Annotated in this window: 20 protein-coding genes; 5 read left to right on the top strand and 15 right to left on the bottom strand. The window is 37.9% G+C overall.

Features of this window, described 5'->3' with window-relative positions:
- Positions 1-411: 411 nt before the first annotated feature.
- Positions 412-1341 (bottom strand): manganese-dependent inorganic pyrophosphatase, encoded by a 930-nt coding sequence (locus MKX96_RS02435; protein ID WP_298470890.1) that lies wholly within the window; start codon positions 1339-1341, stop codon positions 412-414.
- Positions 1342-1380: 39 nt separating this feature from the next.
- The gene (locus MKX96_RS02430) at positions 1381-1830 is read right to left on the bottom strand and encodes an Rrf2 family transcriptional regulator (RefSeq protein ID WP_298470888.1); all 450 of its coding nucleotides are present in this window, start codon (positions 1828-1830) and stop codon (positions 1381-1383) included.
- A gap of 225 nt (positions 1831-2055) precedes the next feature.
- On the opposite strand from MKX96_RS02430, the gene hmpA reads away from it, so the two are divergent.
- Both hmpA and MKX96_RS02420 read left to right on the top strand, forming a co-directional pair.
- Positions 2056-3243 (top strand): NO-inducible flavohemoprotein, encoded by a 1188-nt coding sequence (gene hmpA / locus MKX96_RS02425; RefSeq protein WP_340885849.1) that lies wholly within the window; start codon positions 2056-2058, stop codon positions 3241-3243.
- A 158-nt stretch (positions 3244-3401) separates the two neighbouring features.
- Positions 3402-4205 carry a GNAT family N-acetyltransferase gene (locus MKX96_RS02420; RefSeq protein WP_340881713.1) on the top strand — a complete coding sequence of 268 codons (804 nt, stop codon included), beginning with the start codon at positions 3402-3404 and terminating at the stop codon, positions 4203-4205.
- Between the two features lie 225 nt (positions 4206-4430).
- On the opposite strand, the gene MKX96_RS02415 is transcribed toward MKX96_RS02420, so the two are convergent.
- The 4 genes from MKX96_RS02415 to MKX96_RS02400 form a co-directional block, all read right to left on the bottom strand.
- A complete protein-coding gene (locus tag MKX96_RS02415) occupies positions 4431-5018 on the bottom strand; it encodes a DNA-3-methyladenine glycosylase (RefSeq protein WP_445678207.1) in 588 nt (195 codons plus the stop codon).
- Positions 5015-6289, bottom strand: a complete 1275-nt coding sequence (locus MKX96_RS02410) for an acetyl-CoA hydrolase/transferase family protein (RefSeq protein ID WP_340881711.1) — start codon at positions 6287-6289, stop codon at positions 5015-5017. Before MKX96_RS02410 ends, MKX96_RS02415 begins: the two co-directional genes overlap by 4 nt.
- A 21-nt stretch (positions 6290-6310) precedes the next feature.
- A complete protein-coding gene (locus MKX96_RS02405; protein WP_340881709.1) occupies positions 6311-6841 on the bottom strand; it encodes a DNA topology modulation protein in 531 nt (176 codons plus the stop codon).
- Between the two features lie 172 nt (positions 6842-7013).
- Positions 7014-8240 (bottom strand): MFS transporter, encoded by a 1227-nt coding sequence (locus MKX96_RS02400; protein ID WP_340881707.1) that lies wholly within the window; start codon positions 8238-8240, stop codon positions 7014-7016.
- 174 nt (positions 8241-8414) lie between these two features.
- Here MKX96_RS02400 and thrC point away from each other — a divergent pair, with 174 nt between their 5' ends.
- Both thrC and thrB read left to right on the top strand, forming a co-directional pair.
- Complete coding sequence (gene thrC / locus MKX96_RS02395; protein ID WP_340881705.1) at positions 8415-9473, top strand: threonine synthase; 1059 nt, start codon at positions 8415-8417, stop codon at positions 9471-9473.
- Positions 9473-10414 carry a homoserine kinase gene (gene thrB / locus MKX96_RS02390; RefSeq protein ID WP_340881702.1) on the top strand — a complete coding sequence of 314 codons (942 nt, stop codon included), beginning with the start codon at positions 9473-9475 and terminating at the stop codon, positions 10412-10414. Before thrC ends, thrB begins: the two co-directional genes overlap by 1 nt.
- A 72-nt stretch (positions 10415-10486) precedes the next feature.
- Here the strand turns inward: thrB and zupT are convergent, their stop codons facing one another.
- From zupT to MKX96_RS02360, 6 genes are all read right to left on the bottom strand, one after another.
- On the bottom strand, positions 10487-11296 hold the full coding sequence (zupT, locus tag MKX96_RS02385; protein ID WP_169358489.1) for a zinc transporter ZupT: 810 nt from the start codon (positions 11294-11296) through the stop codon (positions 10487-10489).
- An 83-nt stretch (positions 11297-11379) separates the two neighbouring features.
- Positions 11380-12006, bottom strand: a complete 627-nt coding sequence (locus MKX96_RS02380; RefSeq protein ID WP_340885847.1) for a uracil-DNA glycosylase — start codon at positions 12004-12006, stop codon at positions 11380-11382.
- 70 nt (positions 12007-12076) lie between these two features.
- On the bottom strand, positions 12077-12694 hold the full coding sequence (locus MKX96_RS02375; protein ID WP_340881700.1) for a phosphatase PAP2 family protein: 618 nt from the start codon (positions 12692-12694) through the stop codon (positions 12077-12079).
- Positions 12695-12885: 191 nt separating this feature from the next.
- Complete coding sequence (locus tag MKX96_RS02370; RefSeq protein ID WP_340885845.1) at positions 12886-13791, bottom strand: NAD(P)/FAD-dependent oxidoreductase; 906 nt, start codon at positions 13789-13791, stop codon at positions 12886-12888.
- Positions 13792-14003: 212 nt separating this feature from the next.
- Positions 14004-14846, bottom strand: coding sequence for a DUF6612 family protein (locus tag MKX96_RS02365; RefSeq protein ID WP_340881699.1), 843 nt, complete (start codon positions 14844-14846; stop codon positions 14004-14006).
- Positions 14847-14920: 74 nt separating this feature from the next.
- The gene (locus MKX96_RS02360) at positions 14921-16408 is read right to left on the bottom strand and encodes a peptide MFS transporter (RefSeq protein ID WP_340881698.1); all 1488 of its coding nucleotides are present in this window, start codon (positions 16406-16408) and stop codon (positions 14921-14923) included.
- Between the two features lie 133 nt (positions 16409-16541).
- Here MKX96_RS02360 and MKX96_RS02355 point away from each other — a divergent pair, with 133 nt between their 5' ends.
- On the top strand, positions 16542-18260 hold the full coding sequence (locus MKX96_RS02355; protein WP_298467690.1) for an ABC transporter ATP-binding protein: 1719 nt from the start codon (positions 16542-16544) through the stop codon (positions 18258-18260).
- A 75-nt stretch (positions 18261-18335) separates the two neighbouring features.
- On the opposite strand, the gene hflX is transcribed toward MKX96_RS02355, so the two are convergent.
- The 3 genes from hflX to MKX96_RS02340 form a co-directional block, all read right to left on the bottom strand.
- The gene (gene hflX / locus MKX96_RS02350; protein WP_340881697.1) at positions 18336-19607 is read right to left on the bottom strand and encodes a GTPase HflX; all 1272 of its coding nucleotides are present in this window, start codon (positions 19605-19607) and stop codon (positions 18336-18338) included.
- 15 nt (positions 19608-19622) lie between these two features.
- The gene (locus MKX96_RS02345) at positions 19623-20363 is read right to left on the bottom strand and encodes a VOC family protein (protein ID WP_340881695.1); all 741 of its coding nucleotides are present in this window, start codon (positions 20361-20363) and stop codon (positions 19623-19625) included.
- Positions 20364-20836: 473 nt separating this feature from the next.
- Positions 20837-22468, bottom strand: coding sequence for an AMP-binding protein (locus tag MKX96_RS02340; protein WP_445678173.1), 1632 nt, complete (start codon positions 22466-22468; stop codon positions 20837-20839).
- Positions 22469-22573 lie beyond the last annotated feature (105 nt).

The raw sequence follows: 22573 nt of genomic DNA, 5'->3' as shown, positions 1-22573 counted from the left end.
ATGATGAAATTGGGGTTGGGGACAGTTTTTTAGCTTTGTTTATGCGAGTAAATTTATTAGCGCTTTATCGCTGCTAAAGCTGTTCCCGTTTATTGATTGGAGCGCCAGACGGCGACTCTTACGGGATGAGGGAGACAGATAAGACATCACAACCACGCGCGTTAGCGATGGGTGATGGCTTATCGCTCACCCCGAGGAAAGCGTCCGGCTGGTGCGGAAATCAATTCTACTCTTTGATCTAAGATTTTTTTGCATCATAAATCAACCCTACGCTTTAACATAGCCTAAAAAAAGTAAAGACGTGAAATCAAGTTGCTGATTTCACGTCTTTTTTTAATTTATTGGCTAGTTATGTCCCAGTCTTATTTTTCCAATGTTACTTCCTAGAAACTACACTAGAAATTTTTATATTTATTCAGCTAATGCCTCTGTTAATGCTGGTACTACTTGCTTCTTACGTGAAACGACACCTTTTAATAATGCAACGTTATTAACGAATGCCACATTAAATGCTGCCTCTGCTTTTAATGCCATTTTACCTAACGCTAAAGCAACGGAGTCATTATTCAAGATATCTGTTACTACAAAGAAGAAGAGGTCTAATTCTTTTTCTTGAATTTCAACGTTAATCAATTCCTCTAATTGCTCTTGACGTCCCATCACATCATTCACGTCGACAGCATTAACTTGAGCAATGATTACCTTATGTTCACCCATAGTGAACTCTTTCGCATCTAACGAAAGTAGGTCCTCTAGGCTCTTATCGCTAAGATCAGCTCCAGCTTTTAGCATAGCTAGGCCATACTCTTCCACATTTACACCTGCTAGTTTTTCTAATTCACGCGCAGCCGTAATATCTTCTTCCGTGCACGTTGGAGATTTAAATAATAACGTATCTGAAACAATAGCTGATAGCATCAAGCCGGCAATGTTAGATGGTATTTCGATACCTTTTTCTTTAAATATTTTATTGATGATCGTAGCAGTACACCCTACTGGCTCTGCTCGATAATACAAGGGATCTGCTGTTTCAAAGTTAGCGATACGATGATGGTCAATAACCTCTGTAATTTGTACTTCTTCTATTCCAATTGCACTTTGTTGTTTTTCATTGTGATCTACTAGAATTACTTTTTCCGCTTCCGTTTCTACATTTTTTATCAATCGCGGAGCTTCAAACCCAAATTTCTCAAGTGCATATTTAGTCTCATTGTTTAATTCGCCTAAACGAACTGCCTCAGCCTCTACGCCAATTGCATTTTTTAAATATGCATATACAATAGCTGAAGTAATTGTATCTGTATCAGGGTTTTGATGTCCAAAAACTAGTACCTTTTCCATGAATAATCCTCCTAAAAATCTTTTTCCGACCTTATTTTATCATATATCTTGTCTATCATTGAAAAGTAAATTTGCTAATACATCCTTGTTATTAAGAAAGTCTGCAAGTGTATATTCGTCTAGCACCGTTAAATAGGCTTTTAGTGCTCTATTTAAAGCTCTCCTTAACCCGCAAGCTGGAGTTATGACACATCGATTTGCCTGACAATCAAAGCATTCTACTAAATGGAAATCATCCTCTGTCTTCCGTACAACTTGTCCTATGTTAATCTCCCCTGGTTCCATAGCCAAACGAATACCGCCACCTCTGCCACGAATCGTTTCAATATACCCAAGTTTCCCTAAATCATAGGTCACTTTCATTAAATGATTTTTAGAAATACCATATGCTTCTGAAATATCTTTAATAGTTGATAGGTCGCCTTTGTTTTTTGCTCCTAGATAGATCAATACTCGAAGCGAAAAGTCTGTATACATTGTCATTCTCATACTAACACCGCCATTCATTCCATTATACCTACTATGACAAACTCGTGAAAGAAATGTGACTGTTTATTTACAAAGATTAAAAGATGTATTTTAAATATTGCTTTTAATTTTGAGGAGGGGTATGTTGAACTTATAAAAACAAAGCGCTATTATTTATGCTCTTGTGAATAAGTCATGCAGGCACATACGGATAGCGCTGAAAATGAAAAGGATGTGCAGATGCATATGTTATCCCAACACACAATTGATATAGTAAAATCCACTGTCCCTGTCTTAGAAGTACACGGAGTAGCAATCACAACTACATTTTATAGAAATCTTTTTGAAGCTCATCCAGAGCTATTAAATATTTTTAATCATGCTAACCAAGAGAAAGGTCGCCAGCAAAATGCTTTAGCTAATACGGTCTATGCCGCAGCTGTTCATATTGATAACTTAGCTGCTATTATTCCTGCCGTAAAACAGATTGGGCAAAAGCATGTAAGTTTAGGGATTAAGCCTGAACATTATCCGATTGTCGGTCAACATCTATTAGGAGCTATAAAAGAAGTATTAGGCGATGCGGCAACAGACGAAATAATTAATGCATGGGCTGAAGCATATGGAGTGATCGCAGATGCTTTTATAGGAATTGAAGAGGATATGTACGTAGCAGCCGAAAATCAAGAAGGAGGCTGGAGATTTTTTAAAGACTTTATCATTACTGATAAGGTGAAGGAAAGTGATAATATTACCTCATTTTACTTTAAGCCTGCAGACGGAGGTGCCTTACCTTCCTATGAACCAGGTCAATATATTACTGTACGAGTAAATATTCCAGGAGAACAATATTTGATGAACAGACAATATAGTCTATCTAAAGCTTCTGATTTAGACGCATTCCGAATCTCCGTAAAGAAAGAAGACGAAAGCAATCCTGAAGGAAAAGTATCCGTACATCTTCATAAACAAATGAATATAGGTGATAAAGTGGAGATAAGCGCTCCTGCTGGGGAGTTTACGCTCAATATGGAAGAAACTGCTCCAGTAACTTTTATTAGCGGCGGAGTAGGAATCACACCTATGATGAGTATGCTTGAAACAGTAGCAAACAATCAGCCTGAACGTTCTGTTTCCTTTATATGTAGTACACGTAAGAAGAATTTACATCCCTTTGACCAAGATATTCGCTCTTTAATAGATTCCTTGGAAAATGGCGTATATAAATCTCTATACTCCGAAGAAGGAGATGGATATATAACTAAAGAGATTATTAAAGAGTACGCTCACAAAGATGGAGATGTATATGTATGTGGTCCTGTAAGCTTTATGGAAGCGATGATCAATCATTTGTTAGAGCTTGGATTTGCAAAAGATCGTATTCATTACGAATTCTTCGGACCTGCACTGAATTTAAATTTAACTGAAGTGTAATAAATCTTTAAGCTAGGATGCTGTCTATTTATGGGCAGCATCCTTTTTAGGTATTTTTTTACCAATTAATATGCTTTTAGATATATGAATAGTTAAAAGGAAATGCTATAATTAGCCTATATTTTATTTTAAAGATAGAAATGAGTGATAAATTCATAATGGTTAAACAATTTGAGAGTAAGTATATTCCCCTATCTAACTACTTTAAAAAGTGCATTAAAAAAGAATTTATCCTTACATATGAAGAAATTGAGGCAATCATAGGGCAAGCACTACCAAATGCAGCCTACTTAAGCAGCAGTTGGTGGAAAAAAACAAAACCACCTGCCTTACACTACTTTGCGTGGATAAATTATGGGTATTCAGTAAAGGATGTAGTTTTAGGAGAGACGGTTATCTTTCAGGCAATGAATGAAGTAGAAGATGAGGAAAACGACATAGATCAAGATATATTAGTTATCCGAGAAGCAGAACTAGAGGATGCTCGTCCCTTCATTACTTTGCAGGAGACTATTTTTTCAGAAACGGACTTTATGCTGTATGGGGAGTCTGATTTCCAAATGACCGTGCAGCATATAAGAAAGCAGATGACTGTTTGGAAAAGCTCGCCTAACTCGGTCCTTTTCCTAGCCATTATGAATGGACAGTTTGCGGGCTTTATATTACTTCAAGGTCATTCTGCTCCTAGAGCAAGACATCGCTCCTCTTTAGTAATAGGAGTAAAAAAGCAGTTCTCTAGAAAAGGTGTTGCCTCTTCACTTATTAACCGAGCATTTCTCTGGGCAAAACAAAATGGGGTCACTAAGCTAGAGCTCACCGTTGTAAAAGAGAATGTGGTGGCATATAGACTTTACCAAAAGGCTGGCTTTGAAAATGAAGGGCTAAGAAAAAACTCCTTGCTCATTAATGGACAATACGTAGATGAATACTATATGGGCCGAGTCATCGAGTCAGAGAATTGAAAGTTATCTATACAAACGGTATTTTATGCATCTAACTAGCTGTAAGAAGGCACAAAAAACTTACGATATTTAAAATGTATTCATGTTCAAAAAAAGAAGGCACTTTCTGTTCGATTTAGAACAGAATTGCCTTCTTTTTACTTATTTCCTCGTTTATTAGCTTCAAAATTAGCTTAAGATTCCTTGAGGACTTTTGAGCGCCCATCAATCAGTATTTTAGTTGTTCTATCGCATTTTCGATACATATGGATTGTCAGTTTCCCAGAAGCGATAAGGATAATGAACGGCTTCTCCACTGTTTTCTATCCCAATGCGTGGTCCAGTAGAGATGGATGGAGCTACCTCACCCTCTGACATATATAAAGGCTTTTCACTCCAATGATGACCATAGTAATCCATTGTAATAGCCATTGCCTTCGTCAGCTTTCCTGGACCGTTTGTCCATTGCTTCATTGGAAGCTCACGTCTATTCACTTTCATTTGTTCCAAGCCTTCTATTGGCTCTACAGCACGTATTAAAATAGCCTGAGGAATACCCATTGGAGCTGCAACTACATTAATCAATGTATGTGTGTGCATTTGATACGTATAAATTAGTCCTGGCTCCCCGAACATTACTTCTGTTCTCTTCGTTCTGCGATTACCAAAGCTATGAGCTGCTCGATCCTCTGTCCCCATATATGCTTCCGTCTCAACAATTTTCCCAATTAGCAGACCACTAGTATGCTCATGGATTATGTACTTCCCTATTAAATCCCTTGCAAGCTCTAGTGTTGGTTGATGAAAAAAAGTAGGCTCGATTGGTTTCATTATAAAATTAGCCCCATCTTTTTCGCTTCAAATGTTAGCTCTTCTCGGAACTTAGGATGAGCAATCGAAATCAGCTGCTCAGCCCGCTTGGAAATCGGCTTGCCGAACATACTAGCTACGCCGTATTCGGTGACAATCATATCGATGTCATTTTTAGATGTAGTCACTATAGACCCAGGTGTTAACGAAAGCTTAATGCGAGAAATCTCGTCATTTTTTGCGGTTGATGTCATACATACAAAGCCTTTTCCTTTTTTAGAGAACCTTACTCCCCTTGCAAAATCAGCTTGTCCACCTGAAGATGAATAATATTTACCTGCAACTGTTTCAGAAGCACATTGTCCATACAGATCTACCTCAGTAGTTGCATTAATAGATACAATTCGTTCTTCCTTTGCAATTTCACGTGGATCATTTACAACACTAACCGGCAAAAACTCTACGGATGGATTATTGTTTAGAAAGTCATACAACTTCTTGGATCCATGCGCAAAAGTAGCTACTATTTTTCCTCTGTTCGTAAATTTCTGTGTACCATCAATTGCACCTGCCTCCACTAAGTCAACAATTCCATCTACAAACATTTCAGTGTGGATTCCTAAATGCTTATGATTTTTTAGTAGGCTTACAACTGCATTTGGAATAGAACCTATTCCAATTTGTAACGTATCTCCGTTATCAATCATATCAGTAACATACTCTGCAATTTTTATGTCCTTGTCTCCGATCGGTGGCGCCACGTCTTCTAATAAAGGACGATTATTTTCTACATAACCAAGTATTTGACTAATATGAACCTGATTTTGACCAAATGTTCTTGGCATATGCTCATTCACTTCTAATATGAATGGCACTGTTCCAATAAACTCACTCACTATATCTGCCTGTGTCCCCAAGGAAAAGTACCCAAATTCATCCATAGGAGATGCAACTGCCATAACCATCGAAAGATTCGTGGATGACCTTAGAATTCTAGGCATCTCATGAAAGTGATTTGGCACTAAGTCGACTAGACCTTGATGGAATTCCTTTCGCGTTGCTCCACTTAGAAAGTAAGAAACATGCTTTAAATTTCCAGGATAGGCACCTTCCATATAAGGACGATGCTTTAATGCCAACAGTTGATGCACCTTTACATTCGTTAAGTCATGAGCATTTTCTTCTAATATATCCAAAAGCTTATGTGGTTCTCCATTTGTTAAAGGCAGAATGATATCTGCATTGGGAGGTATTAACTCAATTATTTGCCTGTCACTCAATATTTTTTCTTTCATTTTTTACACCCCTAATATATTTCATTTTACTGGTGGAGCAGTATTTAAAAATGTCTTTAGTTCCTTAGGATTTCTTAATATGCATATGTCCCTGCTCTTACCAGCTTCAGACAGCACCTTAAGTATGGTAGGCCTGACTTTACTTGGAAATCCCCAAACGAACTTTAGAAATTCCCAATCCAACTTCTCATTACAGCCGGAAGCCATGTCATCTCTAGTCTTCCCATGGTGTTTCCAAACGCGTTTTAATACTCTATATGTACAGAGTGTTCGCCGGAAATCCAAAAATATGATTAAATCAGCATACTTCACTCTCCACTCAAGTGTTGAGTTGAAGTTTCCATCTATAATCCATTGATCCTCTTCTAGCTTCTTTTTTACCTTTTCTATGAACTTATCTTTTGAAACTGGGACCCACCCCTCGTTCCAATAGAGGGAATCTAAATGAACCAATGGCAAATCCCACTTTTTAGCGAGCTGCTTTGAAAAAGTAGACTTACCTGCTCCACTAGACCCAATTATTAGTATCTTTTTGTGTTTTGAGCCTGGCATTTTATATATCCCCCTTTATATGTGATAACTTCATTGTACTATTTTTTAACCAAGAGACAAACAAGAAAAGCGCAAGCGCCTATGTCTGTCCCGACAGGCAAATGGGGAAAAGCGAGGAAGAATTTCCTAAACAATAAAAAAACTGCCTCATAGGAAGCAGCTTTTTACCTTCTTATTCTAGTTCCACTTGTTTAGTTTCCGTACCTAAAAATATAATTGCTATCACGCCTATGATAATGGCAATACAGAAGATACCAAAGATCCATCCAATTTCATACCCAGCAGTCACTAGAGAACCTACTAATAATGGGCCAAGTATTCCACCAATACGTCCAACAGATGCAGCCATGCCTGATCCTGTTGCACGAATAACAGTTGGATATTGCTCTGGTGAGTATGCATACAATGCTCCCCATGCTCCCAAGTTAAAGAAGGACAGCAGCATACCAGATACAATCAAGACTGCTGTTGTTTCCGCAGACCCAAATACAAAAGCACTAGCTGCAGTCCCTAACAAATAAGTAACAAGAACAAATTTACGCCCTGCTTTCTCAATTAGCCAGGCAGCAGAAAAATAACCAGGTAATTGAGCTAAGGTCATAATTAGAACATACTCAAAGCTTTGGATTAGAGAGAAACCTTTCATGACCATCACACTCGGTAGCCATAAGAACATCCCGTAATAAGAAAATACGACAGTAAACCAGACAATCCATAACATGAGTGTTGCTTTTGCATACTTCTTTGCCCATACACCCTTCATATTTTGGAGGATAGATCTAGTTTCAGTATTTTTTTCAGCATATTTTGGAGAATCAGGTAGCTTTAAACGTAAATAGATCGCATAAAATGCAGGTAACGCAGTGATTAATAGTGCAACTCTCCAACCATAGTCAGGAATTATAAAGTAAGCAATCAATGCGGAAATAATCCAACCAGCTGCCCAGAAGCTTTCTAGTAAGACAACTACTCGTCCTCTTTCCTTTGCCTCCACACTTTCTGACACTAAAGTAGATGCAACAGGTAGCTCTCCCCCAAGCCCCATACCTACAAGAAAGCGTAGAGCTAAAAATGCAAGTAACGTGGTAGTTAGAGCAGATAAACCACTTGCAACTGAGAACAAGATTAGCGTTATCATAAATATCTTCTTTCTACCGACCTTATCAGCCAATACTCCAAATACAAGAGCACCTACTGCCATTCCAATGGAGTTAACACTTCCTATCCAGCCCATTTCATTTGGAGTTAGCGCCCATTCTGTAGCTAATGCCGCAATCACGAAGGATAAAATTCCGACGTCCATTGCATCAAACATCCATGCCAGTCCTGCTATACCAAGCAATTTATTTTTAGATAATGGCTTTTGTACACTAACTTTTTCTTCTTTAGTTGTAGTCATCTTTTACTCCTGTCTTTACACATGTAATGTTTTTAGTTTACATGATTAGTATACTCATTGTTTAGGTAACTTACAATACAAATTTCTTATTGTTTTTTTAAAATATTTAGAGTAAAATGTCCTTTATACAAATACAAATGTTTCTTCAAGAAAAACAGAAGGGCGGAAATCCACATGGCTTGGCAAGGACTTATTGAACAATATAAAGAATTCTTACCTGTTACAGAAAATACACCTAAACTTACATTATTAGAGGGGAACACCCCTCTTATTAAATTAGAAAATTTATCAGAAGAATTAGGAATCGAATTATTTGCAAAAATAGAAGGAGCAAATCCAACAGGGTCCTTCAAAGATAGAGGAATGGTATTCGCAGTAGCAAAGGCTAAAGAGGAAGGTAGCAAAGCAGTAATTTGTGCCTCTACGGGTAACACTTCAGCGGCTGCGGCTGCCTATGCAGCAAGAGCCGGAATGCGTGCAGTAATTGTCATACCTGAGGGAAAGGTCGCGGCTGGGAAACTAGCTCAGGCTTATATGTATGGAGCTGAAGTTATTCAAATAGAAGGTAATTTTGATGTGGCATTAGATATGGTTCGTACTATTAGTGAATCTTCCCCGATTACTCTAGTAAACTCTGTAAATCCTTATAGAATAGAAGGACAAAAAACTGCATCTTTCGAGATTTGCGATGTACTTGGAGCTGCTCCAGATTATTTAGCAATACCAGTTGGCAATGCCGGAAATATTACAGCCTATTGGAAGGGGTTTAAGGAATATAACAACAAAAAGCAAACTGGACTACCCAAAATATTTGGTTTTGAAGCAGAGGGTGCTGCTGCTATAGTTCAAGGCAAACCTATAGAATTTCCTGAGACAATTGCCACAGCCATTCGGATCGGTAATCCAGCAAGCTGGGAATATGCCGTTGCTGCAAGGGATGAATCAGGAGGACTTATTGAGGCTGTATCTGATGATGAGATGATTGCGGCATATAAGTTAATTGCTAGTAGAGAGGGTATCTTTGCAGAACCTGCATCCTGTGCATCCATCGCTGGAGTTTTAAGATCTGTCAAGGAAGGTAAGATAAAACCTGGCAGCAAGGTCGTTGCCATTCTAACTGGAAATGGGTTAAAGGATCCGCAAACTGCAATTGATGTAAAAGTAGAACCACCACATAAAATTGAAAGTAACGCAACTGCACTAAGTGCATTTATAGAGGGGGTGCTCGCATAATGTCATGGACTATTTCAATACCAGCAAGCACAGCAAACTTAGGTCCTGGCTTTGACTCAATAGGTATTGCATTAGACAAATATTTAGAAGTTGAGGTAGAACTTGCTCCCCAGCTTTCTATCGAAAATTTGACTGAGAATCTGCCAGTTGTCTCCGACCCAGCTGATCATCTGATTGTCCAGGCTGCTTCTAAAACAGCGGCTATGCATGGACTGGAACTACCAGCTTGTGCATTACGATTAAAAAGCGAAATCCCTCTAGCCCGCGGTATGGGAAGTAGTGCGTCTGCAGTAGTTGCTGGAATTGAGGTAGCCAATCAATTGCTAGAGCTTCAGCTTACTGCTCATGACAAGCTAAAAATAGCTACAATGATAGAAGGCCATCCTGATAATGCGGCTGCCTCTATTTTTGGAGGCTTTACTATATCTTCTAGTACTGATTATGGAGAAATTCACGTTTTTCATTCATACCATATAAATGCTAGTTTTGTATTAGCTATTCCTTCATTTGAACTTAAAACAGAACTAGCTAGAAATGTCTTACCTGAGCATTACACACGACCAATCGCGACACAGGCTAGTGCTTCTGCAAATTTATTGGTAGCTGCTTTCCTCTCTCAGTCCTTTGAGCAGGCAGGTATATACATGGAAGAGGATTTGTTTCATGAGCCTTATCGCCTAGACCTCATCCCACATAGTAGAGCTCTAAAAATTGCAGCAAAAAAAGCTGGTGCTTTCGGTACTTGTATTAGTGGTGCTGGCCCTACCCTGTTGTCTCTTGTACAAAAAGGAAAGGAGATGGAGTTCATTTCTCATATGAAAGACTCTTTTCCTAGCTTTGAATTTGTACCAACCTCTATCAATAAAACAGGAATTGTTTCTTTAAAGCAAAAACCAAGCAAAGAGGTATCAAAACGCCCACCTCAGCTTTCCTCTATTTAAATAGGAGTCTCCGTTCTGTTCATATAAAAAGCAGTGAAAGTCTCTCATCACGAGGAGACCTCCACTGCCTTTTTATGCCATTAATACTAAACTTAAAGCCATCACAAGCATCCCAGCTACAACCCCATACATTGAAGAATGAGTTTCATCATACTTCTTCGCAGCAGGCAATAGCTCATCTAACGAAATAAATACCATAATACCGGCAACTGCCGCAAAAATTATCCCGAACATCACACCATTTAAAAATGGCATCAATATTAGAAAGGCAACTAAAGCACCTACTGGTTCTGCCAGCCCGGATAGGAATGAAAGTTTAAATGCTTTCATTCGACTACCAGTAGCATAAAATATAGGAACCGCTACGGCAATCCCCTCTGGAATATTATGAATAGCTACTGCAATAGCTATTGCTATACCAAGGTTAGGATCCTGTAATGCTGAAGCAAAGGTTGCAATCCCCTCTGGGAAATTATGAATACCAATAGCAAGAGCAGTAAACATACCCATTTTCATTAAACGAGCATCTTCTGCATTCGCTGGTTTGAGTTTCATATCCTCAACACCTTTTACTTCATGCGGATTTTCATGTGAAGGAATCAACCTATCTATTAAAGCGATGAAAAACATCCCGCCGAAGAAACCAGCTAAGGTAACCCAATAGCCATTAGTAGAACCTAGCTCTTCTACTAAGGAATCTTTGGCCTTAACGAATATCTCTACGAGGGAAACATAAATCATTACTCCAGCTGAAAACCCAAGTGCTACAGATAGGAACTTTTTGTTTGTTCTAGTAGTAAGTAAAGACAATAAGCTCCCTATTCCAGTAGCTAGGCCAGCAAATAAAGTAAGTAATAATGCAAAAACTACATTTCCATCCATTGACCCATCTTCTTTCTCTCTAATTTAAGCTTATTATACTTAAAAAGTTTCCTTTAAGCAACTTTCTTCAACTTAAGAAAGTGTCAAAATCTTTGCTTTTTAATGTAATCTCCTATCGTTTTCCAATCTTCTTCTAGAAATTCTCTGTTGGAAGGACGATAGAATACTGAAGCAGGATGATAGGTTGGAATAATTGTATAGGTTTCACTAGACCAAGTATATTGGGTGGAGTTTAAAGACTCTAAAATTTGAACCGGTCTTTGCAATAATTGACCGTGTAATTTAGAAACAGTCGCACTTTTTCCGAGTAAGCGTTGTAATCCCACATTTCCTAACGTAACGATTAGTAATGGAGAAATATTTAATAGTTCAAAATCTAAAATTGGAGCATGGGCTATGATCTCACTTTGAGTAGGAGGGCGATTATACTTCTTTTTTACTGTCTCGCCGTTTCTTTGTTTTTTTTCTTTCCAGATAAATGGACGGCTTCTTACAGCACTTGTCATATATACATCTTCTCTTGTTAGTCCTATACTAGCTAACGATTTTTTTAGTTCCTCCCCTGCTCTACCTACAAAAGGGAGACCTTGTATCGCCTCGTTCTCTCCGGGTGCTTCTCCCACTAGCATAAGAGTAGGCTTTCTCGGTCCTTTACCTTTTACAAAACCTTCAACCGGTGATCCCTCTATTCTTTTTATGCATATATCCATTAAATGGTTCGGTATCTCAAACACTTTCTTTCCTCCTTACAAAAAATCCTCTCCACGAATCGGAAAGGATTTATAATCTATTATTTTTATTTTTTCTATTACGCTTTCTATATTCGTACCACAGAGCCACCAATACAAACCATGTATACCCAACCATCCATCCAGCAAACACATCGGACGCATAGTGGCGAGATTCTGCTATTCGAGAAAGTCCTATCATGATGGACATGAATATGGCCCCCAACCAAATGGTTACGGTGACTTTTCTATTAGTCTGATGCTCAGTAGCTAAATAAGCAATTGTAAACAAATAGAGCAGGCCAACCATCGCATGACCAGAGGGGAAACTAAAAGTTTCTAATTGGGAAGGGACGTCAGGACGTTCTCGTTGGATCACTCTTTTAAGTAGCTGGTTCAAGGCATTCCCTACCCCAACCGTAAATAAAACAAATAGCATGCCTCGATAATTATGAGAACGTATCCATAATAATAAAATAATTAATAACGCAATAAGTAAAATAAATTTTGTATCACCAAAATAGTGAAATGCTGTGATGAATGAATTACCTTCAAAAAGGTTGCCCATTTTTTGATCTAACGACACTACTTCATCTTTAGCTATATTCAAAAACAGCATTGTAAACCCTAGTAATGTAACAAGTCCTAGTGGATAAAACCATTTTTTCACAGAATCCCTCCTATTTGTTATAAAAATTATAAGCCAGATAGCTTACAAGTACAAAGAATTAGCGAATGATATAAATCCATAAGCTAATATTAGAGAGGGGGCAGAGGTTCTAAGCAACCTCTGCTTTTAAGGATAATCGATTAGGGGAATAGACAGATTTTAATGAGTCAAAGATGCATTTATAAAAAAAACTAGAATCGTTCCTCTGTCAAATCTGTGTTAATGGAGACTGCCGCCTTATTTCCATCTGCAGCTGCAATCAAAAGAGATGAAGGTATAGGCTTTCTAGATTCTCCAGCAACATATACATTTTTTTGTGTTGTTCGACAACGTGGATCAGTCATCACTCTTCCTTTCTCATCTATTTCACACCCTAATTTCTCAGCAAAGTAGTTTGGGCGATAATACGTGGGAGCAACAAATCCAAGAGTTCTATTAATAATCTCACCGGACGCCAACTTTACCTCTTTGAGATAACCCTCTTCACCCACAAGTTCCTCTATTCGATCATTTTTTATTTCAATATTATGCTTGGCAAGCTCGCGCATACCTTCCTCTGATAAGTTATTTCCATTAGTTAGCACCAACAGGTCATTTGACCAATTATAAATGAGTTTAACCATATGTAGGATGTGTTCTTCCTTTTCAGCTAGAATCAGAAGTGGCTTATCCCGTAACTCCCACCCATCACAATAAGGACAACTAAAGAGGCTTTTTCCATAGAACTTCCGAATACTTTCAATCGGAAACACTTCTTGAATACCTGTTGCAAGCAATAATTTTTCGGTAACATATTCATTATTGTCTCTTGTTTTTACGATAAAATTACCTTCCTCTTTCTCTCTCCTTACTTCAATAATGGTCTTATTAAAGTAACTTACATTCGGGTAATTTTTTAATTCACTTAGCCCAATCCCTTTGAATTCATGTGGTTTTATGCCATCTCTTGTTATAAAGCCGTGTGATTCATGAGTTACTCTATTACGATTTGTCCCATCGTCGAATAAGGCAATTTTTCTTCGTGCTCTTCCTAAAGTTAAACTAGCACCCAAGCCTGCGGGGCCGCCTCCGATAATAATACAGTCATACATTGATATTGCCTCCTTACATAAGCCAAGTCAAAGAGGTTAGCATGCTAACCTTCCTTTTATTAAATAATTTTCCCCTTTTAGTGTTCCCTAAATTTAATGTTTCCTAACATTACTTTATTAAGAAAACTTTTAAAAAACTAAAGGGCTTGAAGGAAATATAAAAAGCCTGCCTATAAATGTTGAATTATCCAACAATTATAGGCAGGCTTTACTCATTTTTATATAGTTATCGCACTATCAATAACTTCTTGAGGAATTTCAATTTTTTCTACTCCATTAAAGTTAGAGAAATCTGTCTTCATATCTTGATTCATATTAATAGATTCGCCTTCTGCCTCCATATCCATATCTACAGTAACATCAACCTTAGTAGTTTGGAAGCTCTCTTTATCAATATGAATTAAGTAACTGATTGAATTAATTTTCACATCTAGTTGTACGTCTTCTCCAGCCTGTGCCATGCTTTGAAGCGTTTCATCTATTTGAGCTTGTACTAATTCATTAAATTTGTCACCTGATGCATCAAGTGTCAAAATATAATTTTTGTCATCTTGTTCAAACTTAAAGTCTTTAATATAGTCTTCAAGTTCAGCAAGCGAGCTAGCAGGATTAGCTGAGCTAGTTTGTGCCATGACGTCACCCAGTGCATCTGTTGGTAGCTTCATCCACTGCTTCCCTGTTCCCTCATACATATAGAACTCAGTTCCATTGAAGTACATCTCTGTTTCCATCGACTCGTCCATTGATCCATCTTCTGTTTTCATAGAAGTTGTTCCTTTTTGGTACATTTGCATTGGTTCAATAACTACATCCATATCCATGTCAGCCTTAAGCTCTACGTTTGCTTCTTCACTTGGTATATTCATTTTTTGATGTAGATTCACTTTAGCAGAAACACTTGACAGTTCTTCTGATACCGCCAATGATTTGTTATATACTTCTTCCAAAGTCATATCAGTAGTTTCTTTTACTTCCTTATTAGCCGGCGTAGCAGTGTCGTTACAAGCAGCTAATGCAAAAGTCATCGTAGTAGCCACTAATAGCATTTTCCATTTCTTCATGTTAGTCCCATCCCTTCTTTGTTTCACACTTAACATACGAACAAATTATTGAAAGGTTTCACTTTTTTTACAAATTAACGAATACCACGCATGTATTTTTGGATGACCGGTGTCATTAGATAAAGAATTACCCCTAACCCTATTGCAATTGCACCTATTACTCCAAAGTACATAATTTCTGTTTCTGGCTTGTACAATTTTACAACCTGCGCATTAATTGCTTGTGCCGAGGCATTTGTCATAAACCATAAACTCATCGTTTGTGCAGCAAAAGCAGCTGGAGCTAACTTTGTAGTTGCAGACAAACCAACTGGTGAAAGAAGTAACTCACCAAGTACTACTAAGAAAAAGCTTAGAACAAGCCACATAGGATTAGCTAACGTATCAGTACCATTAAAGTAAGCAGGGAAAATCATTACTACAAAGGACAGACCCGCAAAGAATAACCCATATGCAAATTTACGAGGAGTTGACGGTTGTCTATTCCCAAGTTTCACCCATAACCATGCAAAGACAGGAGCAAGGGCGATGATAAATAATGGATTCAACGATTGGAACCACGCAGGTGAAATTTCAAATGACCCAAGAGTTAGATCTACACGCTCATCTGCATATTGAGCTAAAATGTTAGAACCTTGCTCTTGAATTGCCCAGAACATCATAGCTGCTACGAAAAGTGGAATGTAAGCAAGTAAACGAGACTTTTCATCTTCCGTTGACTTATCACTTCTATACATAATAATGAAGTATAGAGTTGGGATTAAAATACCAAGTATGGAGATAGTCATAGTGAAAACGTTAATCGTCATAATACCAGCTTGAATCAGATAAAAACCAAGTGCTGCAATAATTACTACGGCTATTACTAATCTCGTAAAGAATTTTTTCTTTCCTTCTTTAGTAAGCGGATTTGGTACATAAGATCCTGCCAAGCCTAAATATTTTTTCTTAGTTAGTAAAAAGACTACTAAACCTATTGCCATACCTACAGCTGCCAAACCAAATCCTAAATGGAAGTTATACTCTAAGCCGATTGTCCCAACGATTAATGGTGCAATGAAAGCTCCCATATTAATACCCATATAGAAAATACTGAAACCTGAATCTCTACGAGCATCCTCAGCGGAATATAAATCACCGACAATAGTAGAAATATTAGACTTTAATAAACCAGTACCAATAATGATAAATGCCATGGATATGAATAAGGTAGTTAAACCACCTGGGAATGCCAGTACAATATGACCGATCATAATTAATACTCCGCCATAGAACACTGTTCTTGTAGTACCGAATAGTCTATCGGCTATCCAACCACCAATAATCCCAGACATATAAACTAAGGAACCATAAACAGCCATAATAGAGTTCGCTGTTGATCGTTCTAGCCCTAAACCGCCTTGAGTCACTTCGTAATACATATAATAGATTAAAATTGCGCGCATACCGTAGTATGAAAAACGCTCCCAAAACTCCGTAAAGAACAAGGATAGAAGACCTTTCGGCTGTCCAAAAAATCCTGTTTGTGGTACGGATTTTACTATTTCTTCTTTCGATAACATCTAATTACGCCTCATTTCTACAAAATAATAATTAAAATATTTCCTATTCTTTCAAAAAAGAAACATTATAATATTTCGACAACTGAAATTATTCGTTATAATAGTCGTTATGATAATGAAAAGGGGATACGAAATGCTCAAGAAATTTTTTTCATTTTACAAACCACATAAACGATTATTTATTATTGATTTTAGCAGTGCCGTTTTTGTTGCAATTTTAGAACTAGCATTCCCAGTAGCTGTGCAATGGTTTATCGATGACCTTCTGCCCTCAGGAAATTGGGAAACAATCGTGCGTGTAGGTATAGTTCTCTTATTCGTCTATATTATTAGTACTGTACTCCAATATATCGTGAGCTACTTGGGGCACAAGTTAGGTATTAACATTGAGACGGATATGAGACAAAAACTATTTAACCATGTCCAACGACAATCATTCCGGTTTTTTGATAACACGAAAACGGGCCACATTATGAGTAGAATCACAAATGACCTGTTTGATATCGGAGAACTAGCACATCATGGACCCGAGGACCTATTTATTGCCATAATGACTATTATAGGTACCTTCACTATTATGTTCAACATTAATCCCGAGTTGGCTATTATTGCTATTATAATGGTTCCATTTTTATCTATTGTAGCAACCTATGGGAATATCATGATGAATAAAGCTTGGAAAAATATGTACGGGAAAATCGCTGACGTCAATGCAAGAGTAGAAGACAGCGTTTCCGGAGTACGAGTTGTCCAATCCTTTACAAATGAAAATTTTGAAATTTCAAGATTCAAGGAAGATAATTCACAATTCCGAATAGCGAAACTAAAAGCTTACAAAGTCATGGCAGGTACTCATTCTACCATCTATATGATGACAAGGCTAGTAACTTTAGTTGTCCTGGTAGTAGGAGCATGGTTCTCTTTTCAAAACTACATAACTTATGGAGAGCTAGTAAGTTTTATTTTATATGTAAATGTACTAATTAAGCCAGTGGATAAAATTACCGCTTTATTGGAATTATATCCTAAAGGAATGGCTGGATTTAAGCGCTTCTTAGAATTAGTGGAGCAAGAGCCGGAAATAGAAGATAAACCGAATGCAATTCAAGTAAATCATTTAAACGGTAATATTTCCTTTAGTCATGTTAGCTTCCAATACGATGAGCATAAAACTGTGTTAAAGGATATTAACCTTTCCATACGTGCTGGTGAAACAGTAGCATTTGTTGGTCCTTCCGGGGCAGGGAAAACAACCATTTGTTCCTTAATACCTCGTTTTTACGATGTCAGTGACGGGGCAATTTCTGTTGATGGGATCAATATACAAGATTTATCTCTTCAATCACTCCGCTCACAAATCGGAATAGTACAACAGGATGTATTTTTGTTTACCGGCACCATTCGAGAAAATATTGCTTATGGAAAAAAGGATGCTACGGAAGAGGAGATTAGAAGTGCAGCTAAGAAAGCACATTTAGAGAGCTTAATCGCTTCCTTACCAGCCGGATATGATACACAAATAGGTGAACGTGGACTAAAATTGTCAGGTGGACAAAAACAAAGACTGGCAATAGCTCGAATGTTTTTAAAGAATCCGCCTATTCTCATTTTGGATGAGGCAACTTCTGCTCTCGATACAGAAACAGAAAAAATTATCCAGCAATCACTAATGGAGCTAGCAGAGGATCGTACTACTCTTATAATTGCACACCGCTTAGCAACAATTAGAGACGCGGACCGGGTAATTGTAGTAACTGAGGACGGAATTGCCGAAGATGGATCATACAACGAGCTTGTGGCTAAAGAAGGTATTTTTGCAAGACTTCATAACATACAGTTTCAACAAGTTTAAACTAAAATATACTTAGCTAATTTGAAAAAACAGTATAAAAAAGAAGCTCCGAAAATTTTTCGGAGCTTCTTATTTTTATGGGTGATACACAAATCCCTCTAAACGATCATAATCTGATTTTTTTAATTCCACGTGCACTAGCGTTCCTTCTTCCTCATATGAGGTCGACTTAACTGTGGCTTTCTCATTAAGATATGAAACGATATCTCCTCGATCAAATGGAATTAGCAGATCGCACTGAACATAGTCAGAGAATATATACTTTTTAATAATATCTAACAGTTCATCTAAACCTTTCCCATCTTTTGCAGATATCCAGATATTACTTCCTGCAACGTGTGGGTACATCATGTCTGCTAAATCCGATTTATTGTAAACAAAAATTGTTGGAACGTCCTTTACTCCCACTTCAAGTAGAGTTTCATTCGTCACATCCATCATATAGCGGTGTTCATCATTAGAAACGTCTACCACATGTAATAGTAGATTAGCGTCCCTTGCTTCCTCAAGTGTTGATCGGAATGCCTTCACTAGATGATGGGGTAGTTTACTGACAAATCCTACTGTATCAGTTAATAGGAATTCCTTTTGGTCTGGTAGTTTAATTTGACGGACGGAAGTTTCCAATGTAGCAAAGAGCATGTCTTTCTCAAATACTTGCTTCGATTGTTCTTGTCCAATCTTTTGAAGCAGTTGGTTCATAATCGTAGACTTTCCGGCATTGGTATAGCCAACTAGAGAAACAACAGGTATATTATTTTTTTTACGTTGTTTTCTTTGCGTTTCCCTTTGATCCTTAACTAGTTCTAGCTCTCTCTTCAGCTTTGCTATTTGGTCTTCAATTTTACGACGATCCAGTTCTAGCTTTGTTTCCCCAGCACCACGGTTACTAACTCCCCCGCCCGTACTACCACCCTGACGACCAAGGGAGGCTCGCAGTCCGACAAGTCTCGGTAGCATATATTGAAGTTGTGCTAGTTCCACTTGCATTTGTGCCTCATTGGATTTTGCGCGTCTTGCAAAAATGTCTAAAATTAGCATAGTACGATCTATTACCTTGCATTCTAAATCTCGCTCTAGGTTTCTTATTTGAGATGGAGAAAGTTCATCGTTAAATATAACGAGATTTGCATCTGTAGCATCGAAGAGATTTTTTATCTCCTCTACTTTACCTGTTCCTACATAATGAGAAGATGTCACTCGCTCTAAATTTTGAGTGATTTCACCAACAACCTCCACCTCTAAAGCTGCAGCTAAATTAATAAGCTCCTCTAATTCATATTCGAAATGCTCATCTTTTTGCAGCTTAACTGCAACTACAATCGCTCTTTCATCTAACTGTTCCATTATAAAATCCTCCTCTTAATCGAAACGATATACTCCTTGTTCGTAAACAATAGCTTCTTGGTTAGGGAGGCCTTTAATTTGCACACTAACAAGCCTTTCTTTAGTCCCTTGTTTCAGCTGTTTAAATATTAAATTTGTATTGGGTAAGAATAACGTTTGATGATTGTAAGTAACATTCAGATAGCTAGTCCATTTCTCTATTACTTCCCTTGGATTTTCTACATGAAACTCACAGCTCTCAATGTTGAGTTGGAGGTTACTATTGTTCACTGTTCCCTCCTTCTGAAGCAACTCATATCTTTCATCATCCGTTTCTTCCCACTCTATAAAAAATGGCGCAGGTAAGCTGTCACTAACTTCTTCTTTAATAAATAGCATTTTCCATTTACGTAAAGATCCAGCAGCTGTCTTTCTTTCAGCATACAATACTCCTGTTGTTTCTATACCTTTATTTTCTAAGTCTTTTCTAAGTACTTCCAAATCATTTGCTCTAATGCAAATCGTTCCAAAACCTGGACCTTCATTTAAATCATGGAGCATTAATTCTACTAAAGGGTGTACTACACGCCTAGCTACTTGTTCCTCTTCCATCGCTAACCATTCTACATAACTATTTACCGTATAAAGAAGCGCATTATACGTCCCCCAGTTTAAATGCTGTCCACCAACCACGGCATTAATTCCTTGCTGTTGCCAATCTCCGGCCACTTCTATAGGTTTTTTATTCACAAAATGAACAATATGGTCTAAAAACATACATTCACCTCTTATCTCAAAATTATCCTTTTATTAGATTAAGTATACAGGAAAACTGAAAAAAGCACCGATTATTACCTCGGTGCTTAAATCCTGTGTAAGCTCAAATCACAGCTAATACTCACTCTAGGAAACATGAACGGTCCTCACTTTTCCCCAGTTGCCTGTCGGGGCAGGGATAGGCGCTTGCGCTTTTCTTGGTGGCTAGCTTCAGCGCCTTGCCCCTCGGATCAAATGGGAAAATACTGCGGTGGCTGAACAGCTGCCTCCTCGCATTTTCCCATTTGCCTGTCGGGGCAGAGATAGGCGCTTGCGCTTTTCTTGGTGGCTAGCTTCAGCGCCTTGCCCCTCGGGGTCAAATGGGAAAATACTGCGGTGGCTGAAGAGCTGCCTCCTCGCATTTTCCCATTTGCCTGTCGGGGCAGAGATAGGCGCTTGCGCTTTTCTTGGTGTCGATTTCCCAGGAAATATGTCTATGCTTCTATTTTCTCTTTTGACATTTCTCTCAGTAAGAATTTCTGTATCTTCCCTGATGCTGTCATTGGGTATGCATCGATGAATTCAATATATCTTGGTATTTTATGATAAGATATTTTCCCTTTACAGAATTCCTTCAAATCATCTGACGTTAGGCTTTCTCCTGTTTTTAGAATTACCCAAGCCATTAGCTCTTCTCCGTATTTCGGGTCTGGGACACCTACAACCTGTACGTCTTGAATAGCTGGATGCTGATAAAGAAATTCTTCTACTTCTTTCGGATAAATATTCTCACCACCTCGAATTACCATATCCTTGATTCTTCCGGTTATATCGATATAGCCTTCGTCATCCATTACGGCAATATCGCCAGTGTGGAGCCAGCCGTTGTCATCTATTGTCGATTTTGTTGCTTCTTCATTTTTATAGTAGCCTTTCATCACTAAATATCCTCTTGTACATAGTTCCCCTGGTACTCCTGCAGGGGTATCTTCTCCTGTTGCCGGATCTATTATTTTCACTTCTACTCCTGGATGAGCCTTCCCAACTGAGGACACTCTTTTTTCAATTGAATCATCTGTTTTAGTTTGCGTAATAACTGGCGAGGATTCAGTTTGTCCATAGGCAATGGTAATTTCAGTTGCACCCATGTCTTCCATCACTTTCTTCATAACTTCTATCGGACAAATAGAACCAGCCATAATTCCAGTACGTAAAGTAGATAAATCAAATTGCTTAAAATTTGGATGATTTAATTCAGCGATGAACATGGTTGGTACCCCGTGTAAAGCAGTACATTTCTCATCCTGCACTATTTTCAACACTTTCCCTGCATCAAATTGTTCAATGATTACCATTGTGGTCCCATGTGTTACTGAAGCAATTGTTCCCATGACACAACCGAAGCAATGAAAGAAGGGTACAGGTATACAAAGACGATCATGTTCAGTTAGATGAATGTAGTCTCCTACAAGCTGACCATTGTTAACTATATTTTTATGGGAAAGCATTACTCCCTTTGGAAATCCAGTCGTTCCAGAAGTATATTGAATATTAATGACTTCATCATTATGAGTCTCTTTCATCGCATCTTCTAAAGTCTCATCAGATACTCTTTTTGCAAATTCAACGAACTCTGACCATTTATAAATTCCTGGGTAGTCATTTTCACTCATTACAATCACTCGTTTTAAATAGGGAAGTTTTTCAGATTGAATATTCCCTTTTTCTGCTGTATTTATTTGAGGGCAAATTGCACGAATAATGTCGAGATAAGAAGTAGTTTTAAAGGATTCACATAAAATAAGAGTAGTAGCATCTGATTGCTGTAATAGATATTCCAGTTCTTTTTCCTGATAGTTTGTATTAACCGTTACTAAAACTGCTCCCATTTTTCCAGTTGCAAATTGGCTTAATAGCCATTCCCTTTTATTGTCTGACCAAATGGCAATATGTTCTCCTTTTTGAACACCCATGCCAATAAATGCTTTAGCAAGCTCGTCAGTTTCCATATCAAACTCTTTATATGTTTTACGAATCCCATGCTCAGGGTACACATAAGCCTCTTTGTCAGGAAACTTACTTGCGGCTTCCTTTACTATCTCCCCAATTGTTTTTTCATTTAACAACCCAATCTCCCCTTTCGATTGACTACTCACCAATTATATTATCATAAAATTCTGATAGTATAAAAGGTATATAGACGTTTTATCTCTTCTTACACGATAGCTAAT

Origin of the sequence: Psychrobacillus sp. FSL W7-1493 (assembly GCF_038004905.1) — a bacterium.
Classification (GTDB): Bacteria; Bacillota; Bacilli; order Bacillales_A; family Planococcaceae; genus Psychrobacillus.
The sequence above is the reverse complement of the archived record's forward strand: the minus strand, read 5'-3'. Positions and strand labels throughout refer to the sequence as shown.